Source organism: Staphylococcus sp. HMSC065D05, from assembly GCF_001813195.1.
Classification (GTDB): Bacteria; Bacillota; Bacilli; order Staphylococcales; family Staphylococcaceae; genus Staphylococcus; species Staphylococcus epidermidis.
Genome location: NZ_KV811736.1, coordinates 31430 through 44536 on the forward strand (window position 1 = coordinate 31430; position 13107 = coordinate 44536).

Genomic DNA, 13107 nt, shown 5'->3' on the forward strand with positions numbered 1-13107 from the left:
GCGAAATCATTGGCAATGAATAAACAAAATAATTATTCAGATGATTCAATTCAGGTACTTGAAGGACTAGAAGCAGTTAGAAAGAGACCTGGTATGTACATTGGATCAACTGATAAACGAGGATTACATCATCTTGTATATGAAGTTGTCGATAACTCCGTCGATGAAGTATTAAATGGTTATGGTGATGCAATTACAGTAACAATTAATCAGGATGGTAGTATTTCTATAGAAGATAATGGTCGAGGTATGCCAACAGGTATACATGCGTCTGGCAAACCTACTGCAGAAGTTATATTTACTGTTTTACATGCTGGAGGTAAGTTTGGACAAGGGGGTTATAAAACATCTGGAGGTCTCCATGGGGTTGGTGCTTCTGTTGTAAATGCCCTTAGTGAATGGCTTGAAGTTGAAATTCATAGAGATGGTAATATCTACACCCAAAATTTCAAAAATGGTGGTATTCCAGCGACAGGCTTAGTAAAAACTGGAAAAACAAAAAAAACAGGTACTAAAGTTACATTTAAACCAGACTCAGAAATATTTAAGTCAACGACGACTTTTAATTTTGATATTTTAAGTGAGCGTTTACAAGAATCTGCATTTTTACTTAAAGATTTAAAAATTACACTTACTGATTTACGTAGTGGAAAAGAACGAGAAGAAATTTACCATTATGAAGAAGGAATTAAAGAATTTGTTAGTTATGTCAATGAAGGTAAAGAAGTATTACATGATGTTACTACATTTGCAGGGCATTCCAATGGAATAGAGGTAGACGTAGCATTCCAATATAATGATCAGTACTCTGAGAGCATATTAAGTTTTGTAAATAATGTTCGTACAAAGGATGGAGGTACTCATGAAGTTGGTTTCAAAACAGCGATGACTCGTGTTTTTAATGAATATGCACGTCGTATAAACGAACTGAAAGATAAAGATAAAAATTTAGACGGTAATGATATTCGTGAAGGTTTAACAGCGATTATTTCAGTACGTATACCAGAAGAACTTCTTCAATTTGAAGGGCAAACGAAATCAAAACTTGGCACTTCAGAAGCAAGGAGTGCTGTAGACTCTGTTGTTTCAGAGAAATTACCATATTACTTAGAAGAAAAGGGCCAATTATCTAAATCATTAGTTAAAAAAGCAATTAAAGCTCAACAAGCACGCGAGGCTGCTCGTAAAGCTAGAGAAGATGCACGCTCCGGAAAGAAAAGTAAACGTAAAGATACATTGCTATCAGGTAAGTTAACTCCTGCGCAAAGTAAAAATACTGATAAAAACGAGTTATATTTAGTTGAGGGTGATTCAGCGGGAGGTTCTGCAAAATTAGGACGCGACCGTAAATTCCAAGCTATTTTACCTCTTCGTGGAAAGGTGATTAATACAGAAAAGGCACGTTTAGAGGATATTTTTAAAAATGAAGAAATTAATACGATTATTCATACTATTGGTGCTGGTGTTGGTACTGACTTTAAAATTGAAGATAGTAATTACAACAGAATTATTATCATGACAGATGCTGATACGGATGGTGCACATATTCAAGTATTATTGCTTACATTTTTCTTTAAATATATGAAACCACTTGTTCAAGCTGGACGTGTCTTTATTGCGTTACCGCCTTTATACAAATTAGAAAAAGGTAAAGGTAAGAATAAAAAAGTTGAGTACGCTTGGACTGATGAAGAATTAGAAAATTTACAAAAACAATTAGGAAAAGGTTTCACATTACAGCGTTATAAAGGTCTTGGTGAGATGAATCCAGAACAATTATGGGAAACTACAATGAATCCAGAAACTCGAACATTAATTAGAGTTCAAGTTGAAGATGAAGTTCGTTCATCAAAACGTGTCACTACTTTGATGGGGGATAAGGTTGCCCCAAGAAGAGAGTGGATTGAAAAACACGTTGAATTTGGTATGCAAGAAGATCAAAGTATTTTGGATAATAAAGAAGTCCAAATACTGGAGAATGAAAAATATATTGAGGAGGAAACGAATTGAGTGAGATAATTCAAGATTTGTCACTTGAAGATGTTATTGGTGACCGATTTGGACGTTATAGTAAATATATCATTCAAGAACGTGCATTACCTGATGTACGTGATGGTTTAAAACCAGTACAACGACGTATACTATTCGCAATGTATTCTAGTGGTAATACGTATGATAAAAATTTCCGTAAAAGTGCGAAAACTGTCGGTGATGTTATAGGTCAGTATCATCCTCATGGAGACTCTTCAGTATATGATGCTATGGTGCGCTTAAGTCAAGATTGGAAGTTACGTCATGTTCTAATTGAAATGCATGGGAATAATGGTAGTATCGATAACGATCCTCCAGCTGCTATGCGTTACACAGAAGCTAAACTTAGTCAATTATCAGAAGAACTATTAAGGGATATTAATAAGGAAACAGTATCATTTATTCCAAACTATGATGACACAACTTTGGAACCAATGGTATTACCAGCGAGATTTCCTAATTTATTAATTAATGGATCTACGGGGATTTCTTCTGGATATGCTACTGATATCCCGCCACATAACCTTGCCGAAGTGATACAAGGTACATTGAAGTATATCGATCAACCTGATATTACAATTAATCAGCTGATGAAATATATCAAAGGGCCTGACTTTCCTACAGGTGGTATCATTCAAGGAATAGAAGGTATAAAAAAAGCATATGAGACTGGTAAAGGAAGGGTTGTCGTGCGTTCACGAGTAGATGAAGAACCTTTAAGAAGTGGACGTAAACAATTAATTGTGACTGAAATTCCTTATGAAGTGAATAAAAGTAGTTTAGTTAAAAGAATCGACGAATTACGTGCTGATAAAAAGGTTGATGGTATTGTAGAAGTTCGAGATGAGACTGATAGAACTGGATTACGAATTGCAATCGAATTAAAAAAAGATGCTAATAGCGAATCAATCAAAAACTATTTATATAAGAATTCGGATTTACAAATTTCATATAATTTTAATATGGTTGCTATTAGTGAAGGCCGCCCTAAGTTGATGGGATTACGTGAAATTATAGAAAGTTATTTAAATCATCAAATTGAAGTGGTTACAAATAGAACGCGCTATGACTTAGAGCAAGCTGAAAAACGTATGCATATTGTGGAAGGATTAATGAAAGCTTTATCTATACTTGATGAAGTTATTGCATTGATACGTAATTCTAAAAATAAAAAAGATGCCAAAGATAATTTAGTTGCAGAATATGGCTTTACTGAAGCTCAAGCAGAAGCTATTGTCATGTTACAGCTATATAGATTAACAAATACTGACATTGAAGCTTTGAAAAAAGAACATGAAGAGTTAGAAGCTTTAATAAAAGAATTAAGAAATATCTTAGATAATCATGAGGCGCTTTTAGCAGTAATTAAAGATGAACTAAATGAAATTAAAAAGAAATTTAAAGTGGATCGACTATCTACAATCGAAGCTGAAATTTCCGAAATCAAAATTGATAAAGAAGTTATGGTGCCTAGTGAAGAAGTGATTTTAAGTTTGACACAACATGGCTATATAAAACGTACATCTACACGTAGTTTTAACGCAAGCGGTGTGACTGAAATCGGTTTGAAGGACGGTGACCGCTTATTAAAACATGAAGCCGTGAATACTCAAGATACTGTTCTTGTATTTACAAATAAAGGTAGATATTTGTTTATACCTGTTCATAAATTAGCCGATATCCGTTGGAAAGAGCTTGGTCAACACATATCACAAATTGTGCCAATAGATGAAGATGAAGAAGTAGTAAATGTATACAACGAAAAAGATTTTAAAAATGAAGCCTTTTATATTATGGCTACTAAAAACGGCATGATTAAGAAAAGTAGCGCTTCACAATTTAAAACTACTCGTTTTAATAAACCACTCATAAATATGAAGGTTAAAGACAATGATAAACTTATTAATGTCGTTCGATTAGAGACTGATCAGTTAATTACTGTTCTAACGCATAAAGGCATGTCATTAACTTATTCAACTAATGAATTATCGGATACAGGCTTAAGAGCAGCTGGTGTTAAATCAATTAATCTTAAAGATGAAGACTATGTTGTTATGACAGAAGATGTGAACGATTCAGATTCCATAATAATGGTTACACAACGTGGTGCTATGAAGCGTATTGATTTTAATGTTCTTCAAGAAGCTAAACGCGCACAACGTGGAATCACTTTACTAAAAGAATTAAAGAAAAAACCGCATCGGATTGTGGCGGGTGCAGTAGTTAAAGAAAATCACATGAAATATGTTGTATTCTCTCAACATCATGAAGAATATGGTAAAATCGATGATGTACACTTATCTGAACAATATACGAATGGATCATTTATTATTGATACTGATGATTTTGGAGAAGTAGAAAGTATGATTCTAGAGTAAAAGTATATGCAATCACAAAATAAAATGATAAAATAAAAATTAATAATAGCAACTAAAATGAGCCCAAGGGATTTATGTCTAATTTGAACTATCAAAGTGATAATATACATTTATTGTTAATATGAATGTTTAATCTTTGTTAATGAAATTAAAGCATAAATCTCTTGGTGTATTTAAAACGATAAATTTAAGTGGATGAGAGGGATTCGTTTTGCAAGATTTCGATAACTTAATTCCTGGCTGGTTTAAAACATTTGTTCAAGTCGGGAATGACTTAATTTGGTCTCAATATCTTATTGGATTATTATTAACAGCAGGTTTTTTCTTTACAATTAGTTCTAAATTTATTCAACTCAGAATGTTACCAGAGATGTTTAGAGCATTAACTGAAAAGCCAGAAACTTTAAGTAGTGGTGAGAAGGGTATTTCACCATTTCAAGCTTTTGCGATTAGTGCTGGGTCAAGAGTAGGAACTGGAAATATTGCCGGTGTTGCAACTGCTATTGTTCTTGGTGGTCCCGGTGCAGTCTTTTGGATGTGGGTTATTGCTTTTATTGGTGCAGCTAGTGCATTTATGGAAGCAACACTTGCGCAAGTTTATAAGGTACATGACAAAGAAGGTGGGTTCCGTGGCGGACCAGCCTATTACATAACAAAAGGACTTAACCAAAAATGGCTTGGAATTGTATTTGCTGTTTTAATTACAGTTACATTTGCTTTTGTATTTAATACTGTTCAAGCAAATACAATTGCTGAATCATTAAATACTCAATACAATATTAGCCCAGTAATTACTGGAATAGTACTTGCAGTTATTACAGGTATTATCATTTTTGGTGGTGTTCGTAGCATAGCTACACTATCTTCACTTATTGTGCCTATTATGGCTATTGTTTATATAGGTATGGTTTTAATCATTTTATTACTCAATATAGATCAAATTGTACCTATGATTGGCACTATTATCAAAAGTGCATTCGGAGTTCAGCAGGTTACTGGTGGTGCTGTAGGAGCAGCTATTCTTCAAGGTATTAAACGTGGTTTATTCTCAAACGAAGCTGGTATGGGATCTGCACCTAATGCTGCTGCTACAGCTGCTGTGCCTCATCCCGTTAAACAAGGTTTAATTCAATCATTAGGTGTATTCTTTGACACTATGCTTGTTTGTACAGCTACAGCAATTATGATTTTATTATATTCTGGTTTACAATTTGGTGATAGCGCGCCTCAAGGTGTAGCAGTTACACAATCAGCGTTGAACGAACATTTAGGTTCAGCAGGAGGTATTTTCCTAACTGTAGCAGTTACCTTATTTGCATTTTCATCTGTTGTAGGTAACTATTACTATGGTCAATCCAATATCGAATTTTTATCTAACAATAAGATGATATTATTTATTTTTAGATGTTTTGTAGTACTTTTAGTATTTGTAGGTGCTGTTGCTAAAACAGAAACAGTATGGAGTACTGCCGATTTATTTATGGGTCTTATGGCAATAGTAAATATCATATCAATTATAGGTTTGTCGAATATTGCGTTTGCAGTGATGAAAGATTATCAAAGACAGCGTAAAGAAGGTAAGAGACCTGTGTTTAAACCCGAAAACTTAGAAATAAATTTATTTGGCATTGAGACTTGGGGACAACATGCAAAAATGCCAAAAAAATAGTGAATAAATCAATAAAATAACGGCTTGATACATATCCCTTGATGTATCAAGTCGCTTTATTTTTGGCAAGATTTAAAGTATTGATGTCATTGATTCAATCTCTATATAACAGTAAAAACTTTCAAAATAGATTCCTTTTCAATTTAGGTATTAAGCATTATAATTTTAATAATGATATTAGAAAGGTGATTATGATGAGCAAGTATGTAATAACGAAAACACTCAATAATAATGTCATCATATGCACAAAAAATCATCAAGAGGTTGTTTTAATTGGTAAAGGTATTGGTTTTAATAAAAAGGTTGGTATGACAGTTCAAGAGAATGCTTCGATAGAAAAAATTTATAAATTAGAACAACAAGAGCAACAAGAACACTACAAAACACTTTTGGAGCTCGGAGAAGATCATGTTGTTCAAGCGGTGATAGACTCAGTTAATATTATCAATGAATCTGGTCTAATTACAGATGATAAAAATTTGGTTGTTGCACTTACAGATCACATCATTTATGCCTATAAAAGACTTAAGCAACATCAAATGATTACAAATCCATTTGTGATTGAAACAAAACATCTTTATAGTAATGCGTACAATGTTGCTCGAAAGGTAATCGATAAATTAAATAAAACCTTAGACGTACATTTTCCAGAAGATGAAATTGGATTCATCGCATTACATATTGCATCCAACTCTGAAAAATTATCAATTCACGATATTTCAGTAATAAACAAGTTAATCAATAAGAGTATTACAATTATTGAAACTGATTTACAACATTCAATTGATAAACAAACAATACAATATCAGCGTTTTATAAGGCACATACAATTTTTAATATATCGATTAACTAAAGGTGAGTATTTAGAAGCACAAGAGAATTTTATATCGATGATAAAAACTATGTATCCACGTAGTTTTAATACGGCTTATAAAATATTAAAAATGATTCAACGTGAATTTAGTGTGTATGTATACGAAGCGGAAATAGTTTATTTAACACTACATATCAATCATTTTGAAGTTCAAATTAGTAGTAAATAAATCTTAAAATATTCTTTTAATAAGAAAAGTGACCTTAATGATTAGAATATTGTTATTTGTGGTAAGATAAATATTGTGTTTTTAAGCTTATTTTTACAATAAAATTAAAAAGTAAATAGATGTATTTTTAAGGCGTGGTGAATTTAATGAAAAATGAAAAAGAAATAAATGGAAAGAAAAGCCATTTTTTTAGTTTGTCAGAGTCTAGATTTATGAGGTTTTTAGGCGGAAATGACCTTATTTATGCTTTAATTGCATTGGTTCTTTTAGGTATTGTCATTTTTATCTTTGATAAAATTTCATATGTCTTTCAACCATTTATTATTGTATTTAATACAATAGCAGCACCTATTATTGTTTCGTTAGTACTATTTTATTTATTCAATCCTATTGTAAATATGATGGAGAGGTATCGTATTCCAAGACTATTAGGTATAACAATTATTTATGTTGCAATTGTTGGTATTATTACATTAATAGTTAATTTACTTATTCCAATTATTGGATCACAGATAGAAAGTTTTATCAAAAATACACCTAATTATTTACATAAAATTACGCGATCACTTGATAAACTTAATAATAATACAATTTTATCTGGTTATATGGGACAAGTGAACGAATGGTTAGAATCTGCTCAGAAAAAGATACCATCTATGGTTTCAGATTACTCAGATGGATTTGGATCTAAACTTGCAACTTTTGCTGAAGCAGTCGCGAATATCGGTATTGTTATTGGGACTACACCTTTTGTGTTGTTCTTTATGTTAAAAGATGGTCATAAATTTAAAGATTATACTACAAAAATTATGCCACCTAAATTTAGAAAAGATTTTCATGACTTGTTAGAAAAGATGAGTGTACAAGTTGGTTCGTACATTCAAGGTCAAATTATTGTGTCATTTTGTATTGGATTATTACTATTTATTGGCTATTCAATTATTGGTCTTAAGTACGCCTTGGTTTTAGCAAGTATTGCTGCAGTCACTAGTGTAGTTCCTTATTTAGGACCGACAATAGCAATATCGCCTGCGATTGTTATCGCGATTATTACTTCACCTTTGATGTTATTAAAGTTAGCTGTTGTATGGACGCTTGTCCAATTCTTTGAAGGCCACTTTATCTCTCCTAACGTTATGGGTAAAACATTGAAAATTCATCCTTTAACAATTATTTTCATTTTATTATGTGCAGGAAATTTAATGGGCATTGTTGGAGTGATTATTGGTATTCCTCTATACGCTGTACTTAAGGTATTGGTTTCACACATATTTATGTTATTTAAACGAAGATACAATCGCTACTATGGAAATGATGCTGGTGAGTACACTATCACTGAAGAAGAAAAAGGAATTAAACAATAATATATTAATTTAGACTGGAACAACAAAAACAATGTTCCAGTCTTTTTTATTTTAAATCACATACATTTACAATCATGATATGCTTAGTAATCATATGTTAAATGATTTTATTCAAATTAATCCCTCGGATGATGTGAAAATTGTATTACAATAATGTAAGGTTCATCTTGCTTATTGATATTCTATATGACATAGCTTTATGATATATTTTGATATATATCATATTGAATTAGAATCGAAGTGAAAACATGACACAAGAATTAAAAAGTAAATTACTTTCTTTTTTAAAACTTATTTTCGCCACTGCTTTATTTATCTTTGTAATTTTTACACTCTATAGAGAATTATCACATATCAATTTTAAAGAGACATTCATACAGTTTGGCAAAATTAATAGATTATGGCTCGTACTACTATTTGCTGGTGGGGGACTGTCACTCATTTTATTATCACTGTACGATATTATTTTAGTAAAATCTCTTAAACTTAAAATGCCGATGATTAGAGTCTTTAGAGTGAGTTATATTATCAACGCCCTAAATTCTATAATTGGTTTTGGAGGGTTTATAGGTGCAGGTGTAAGAGCTTTTGTATATAAAAATTATACTAATGACACGAAAAAGCTTGTGCAATATATTTCTATTATTTTAGTATCTATGCTTACGGGATTAAGTTTATTATCTATCTTAGTTGTTCTGCGTATATTTAACGCTTCTCACATGATTGATGAAATTTCATGGGTACGTTGGATTTTATATATTGTTGCATTATTTTTACCTATCTTTATTTTCTATACCGTGGCACGACCTGTAGATAGAAATAATCGTTTTATGGGTGTGTATTGTACAGTTGTATCATGTGTTGAGTGGATGGCAGCAGCTACTGTATTATATTTTGCTGCACTGATTGTCGATATACATATCTCATTTATGACTTTTGTAGGTATATTTGTTATTGCAGCTTTATCTGGTTTAGTTAGTTTTATTCCAGGTGGTTTTGGCGCGTTTGATTTAGTCGTGTTACTAGGACTGAAATCACTTGGTATTTCTGAAGAAAAGATACTTCTAGCATTAGTTTTATATCGATTTGCTTATTATTTTGTGCCAGTGATGATTGCACTTATATTATCTTCATTTGAATTTGGAAATACTGCTAAAAAATATCTCGACAATTCGAAGTACTTTATACCTGTAAAAGACTTCACTTCATTTTTGAGATCTTATCAGAAAGATATTTTAGCTAAAATACCTTCATTTTCGTTAGCAATTTTAATATTTTTAACTAGTATTATTTTCTTTATTAACAATTTAACTATTGTCTACGATGGATTGTATGACGGAAATCATTTTGCCTATTATATTGCCTTAGCTATACAAACGGGTGCTTGTTTGTTACTTATTCTAAATGTAAGAGGTATTTATAAAGGCAGTCGTCGTGCAATAATTTATGCCTTTATTTCTATTATTTTAATTGCTAGTGTGACTATATATACTTATGCGTCATTTTTATTATTGTCATGGCTCATTATCATATTTGTGTTACTGATTTTAGCTTATCAACGTGCTCAAGTACTTAAACGACCATTACGCTTTAAAAAGTTGGCGTTTATGCTACTTCTTAGTATCTTTATTCTTTATTTAAATCATATTTTAATATCAGGAACTTTATATGCATTAGATGTTTATCATATTGAGATTGATACGTCTTTATTACGATATTACTTTTGGATGACCATTATTATTATTATGCTACTCGTTGGCGTTATTGCTTGGCTTTTTGATTATAAGTATAAACGTTCTCATCATAGTGTTGATTTAACACTTTGCGATGAAATTATTCAAAAATACGGTGGTAATTATTTAAGTCACCTGGTTTATAGTGGTGACAAAGATTGTTTCTTTAATGAAAATAAAGATTCTTTTATTATGTATCGATATAAGTCCAATGCCCTTGTCGTTTTGGGTGATCCAATTGGCAATACTAAATCATTTGAGTCATTATTAGAAGCATTTTATCAGTTTGCTGAGTATCAAGGTTATGAAATTATTTTTTATCAAATAAGTGATCAATATATGCCTTTATATCATAATTTTGGTAATCAATTCTTTAAATTAGGTGAAGAAGCTATTATTGATTTAACAACGTTTACAACATCTGGTAAAAAACGACGTGGTTTTAGAGCGACGCTTAATAAGTTTGATGATTTAAATATCAATTTTGAAATTATTGAACCACCATTCACTCAAGATTTCTTTGATGAACTTAAATTTGTGAGTGATAAATGGTTGGATGGAAGAAGTGAGATGCATTTTTCTGTAGGTCAATTTACTCAAACTTATTTATCGAAAGCACCTATTGGAGTAATGAGAGATAATTCTGGCAAGATGATTGCATTTTGTAGTTTGATGCCTACTTATTCTAATAATGCAATATCTGTTGATTTAATTAGATGGCTGCCTGAATTGGATTTACCTTTAATGGATGGATTATATCTTCATATGTTGTTATGGAGTAAAGAAAAGGGGTATAAAGCATTTAATATGGGAATGGCGACACTCTCCAATGTAGGTCAATTGCATTATTCTTATTTAAGAGAGAGAATGGCGGGGCGTGTATTTGAACATTTCAATGGTTTATACCGTTTTCAAGGATTAAGACGTTATAAAGAAAAATATAGCCCCAATTGGGAACCTAGATTTTTAGTTTATCAAAAGCATTATTCTCTGTGGGAGAGTATGCTTAAAGTGATGAGAGTCATACGCCATAAATAATGAGTGTTTTAAACATTTATCTCTAAATATCTCTAAATATAGCCTGGAACATCAATTGTTGTTCCAGGCATTTTTAATGTAAGGTAGTTGTTGACTAAATTGAAAAAATCTTTTTATCAAAAATCTACATTCATATTTTTATTCTCAAGATGGAGTGATATATTCAAAATGAATCACGGTCCAATCTATTATTTACATATGATTATCTTTGATATAATTAGCACGGTCTTGTTGTTCTTGTTTATAACGTTCAGGGTTCTTTTTGTAAAAATCTTGATGGTATGCTTCCGCTTCATAAAAAGTTGATGCCGGTAAAATTTTTGTTGCAATTGCTTTATCAGCGTTAAAACTATCTTGGAGTTCACATATATATTGTTCAGCTAACTGTCTTTGATGTTCATTTGAATAGAAAATAACGGTCTTATATTGAGAACCTCTATCTTGAAATTGACCACCATCATCCAAAGGATCGATAACTGAAAAGAAAATTTCTAATAATTTATGATATGAAAATAGAGCAACATCATACTCAATTTTAACCACTTCATAATGCCCAGTAGATCCAGTTTTTACTTCTTCATAAGAAGGATTAACTAAGTGTCCTCCCATATATCCCGATGTGACTTTTTCGATACCATCAAATGTATCAAAAGGTTTAGTCATACACCAAAAACAGCCACCAGCAAAGTATGCAGTATTGATATTCATTTATGCCATCCTCTCATTGGACCTTAGTACCATTTATTAAAAAACTCTTGCAATTTGAATACTTTTTCTATAACGTTAATACATATTAATTATAGTATATAGATATGTAATTTTGAAGGTATAAGGTAGGTAAATATGACTGAACAGAAGGATATTAAAGAAACAGAGTATCGACGACAGAAAGGAACAACTTCGACACCTTCTAGGCGAAGAAATAAAAAAAGAATGCGGAAGTTACCTTTTATCATTTTAATCATTCTTATTATTTTAATTTCTATCATTGTGTATATTACCCATCAGTATAACAGTGGTATGAAGTATGCTAAAGAACATGCTAAGGATGTGAAAGTGCATAAATTTAATGGGAATATGAAAAATGATGGGAAGATTTCAGTTCTTGTCCTTGGTGCAGATAAGGCTCAAGGTGGCAAATCACGTACTGACTCGATTATGATTGTTCAATATGATTACGTACATAAAAAAATGAAAATGATGTCTGTCATGAGAGATATTTATGATGATATTCCTGGTTATGATAAATATAAAATTAATGCCGCATATTCACTTGGAGGCCCGGAATTGTTAAGAAAATCACTTAACAAAAATTTAGGTATTAATCCTGAGTATTACGCTGTAGTAGATTTTACGGGATTTGAAAAAATGATAGATGAACTACAGCCTAATGGTGTCCCAATTGATGTGGAAAAAGACATGTCTGAAAATATAGGTGTGTCTTTGAAAAAAGGACACCATAAGTTAAATGGTAAAGAATTACTTGGTTATGCTAGATTTCGTCATGATCCGGAAGGAGATTTTGGTCGTGTGAGAAGACAGCAACAAGTGATGCAAACATTAAAACAAGAGTTAGTTAATTTCAATACAGTTGCGAAACTACCAAAAGTTGCTGGTATTTTAAGAGGTTATGTTAACACAAACATGCCTAACTCTGCGATTTTTCAAACAGGTATAAGTTTTGGAATTCGTGGAGATAAAGATGTGCAATCTTTGACAGTTCCTATTAAAGGAAGCTACCAAGATATTAATACAAATAATGACGGTAGTGCGCTTCAAATAGACTCTGAGAAAAATAAGCAAGCAATTAAAAATTTCTTTGAAGATAATTAAAAAATGAATCCCTGAAAG

General features: G+C 31.6%; 8 protein-coding genes. 7 read left to right on the forward strand and 1 reads right to left on the reverse strand.

Annotated elements, in window-relative coordinates:
• The first annotated feature begins 15 nt into the window (after positions 1 to 15).
• From parE to mprF, 6 genes are all read left to right on the forward strand, one after another.
• Positions 16 to 2010 (forward strand): DNA topoisomerase IV subunit B, encoded by a 1995-nt coding sequence (gene parE / locus HMPREF2897_RS03330; RefSeq protein ID WP_002446370.1) that lies wholly within the window; start codon positions 16 to 18, stop codon positions 2008 to 2010.
• Entirely contained in the window at positions 2007 to 4409 is a 2403-nt protein-coding gene (gene parC, locus HMPREF2897_RS03335; RefSeq protein WP_002475188.1) for a DNA topoisomerase IV subunit A, read from the forward strand. Before parE ends, parC begins: the two co-directional genes overlap by 4 nt.
• Positions 4410 to 4620: 211 nt before the next feature.
• The gene (locus HMPREF2897_RS03340) at positions 4621 to 6078 is read left to right on the forward strand and encodes a glutamine transporter AlsT (RefSeq protein WP_002446372.1); all 1458 of its coding nucleotides are present in this window, start codon (positions 4621 to 4623) and stop codon (positions 6076 to 6078) included.
• 194 nt (positions 6079 to 6272) lie between these two features.
• A complete protein-coding gene (glcT, locus tag HMPREF2897_RS03345; protein ID WP_002457493.1) occupies positions 6273 to 7121 on the forward strand; it encodes a glucose PTS transporter transcription antiterminator GlcT in 849 nt (282 codons plus the stop codon).
• Between the two features lie 146 nt (positions 7122 to 7267).
• Positions 7268 to 8485 carry an AI-2E family transporter gene (locus tag HMPREF2897_RS03350; protein ID WP_002446374.1) on the forward strand — a complete coding sequence of 406 codons (1218 nt, stop codon included), beginning with the start codon at positions 7268 to 7270 and terminating at the stop codon, positions 8483 to 8485.
• Positions 8486 to 8733: 248 nt separating this feature from the next.
• On the forward strand, positions 8734 to 11256 hold the full coding sequence (gene mprF / locus HMPREF2897_RS03355) for a bifunctional lysylphosphatidylglycerol flippase/synthetase MprF (protein ID WP_070592668.1): 2523 nt from the start codon (positions 8734 to 8736) through the stop codon (positions 11254 to 11256).
• A gap of 192 nt (positions 11257 to 11448) precedes the next feature.
• Here mprF and msrA read toward each other — a convergent pair whose 3' ends face one another.
• On the reverse strand, positions 11449 to 11964 hold the full coding sequence (gene msrA, locus HMPREF2897_RS03360; protein WP_070592670.1) for a peptide-methionine (S)-S-oxide reductase MsrA: 516 nt from the start codon (positions 11962 to 11964) through the stop codon (positions 11449 to 11451).
• A gap of 135 nt (positions 11965 to 12099) precedes the next feature.
• Here msrA and HMPREF2897_RS03365 point away from each other — a divergent pair, with 135 nt between their 5' ends.
• Positions 12100 to 13089 carry an LCP family protein gene (locus HMPREF2897_RS03365; RefSeq protein WP_070592671.1) on the forward strand — a complete coding sequence of 330 codons (990 nt, stop codon included), beginning with the start codon at positions 12100 to 12102 and terminating at the stop codon, positions 13087 to 13089.
• The last annotated feature ends 18 nt before the right edge of the window (positions 13090 to 13107 follow it).

Excerpts from the sequence above, each read along its gene's own strand:
- glcT (WP_002457493.1), top strand. The coding sequence starts at position 6,273 with ATGAGCAAGTATGTAATAACGAAAACACTCAATAATAATGTCATCATA.
- msrA (WP_070592670.1), bottom strand. The coding sequence starts at position 11,964 with ATGAATATCAATACTGCATACTTTGCTGGTGGCTGTTTTTGGTGTATG.
- HMPREF2897_RS03365 (WP_070592671.1), top strand. The coding sequence starts at position 12,100 with ATGACTGAACAGAAGGATATTAAAGAAACAGAGTATCGACGACAGAAA.
- mprF (WP_070592668.1), top strand. The coding sequence starts at position 8,734 with ATGACACAAGAATTAAAAAGTAAATTACTTTCTTTTTTAAAACTTATT.
- parE (WP_002446370.1), top strand. The coding sequence starts at position 16 with ATGAATAAACAAAATAATTATTCAGATGATTCAATTCAGGTACTTGAA.
- HMPREF2897_RS03350 (WP_002446374.1), top strand. The coding sequence starts at position 7,268 with ATGAAAAATGAAAAAGAAATAAATGGAAAGAAAAGCCATTTTTTTAGT.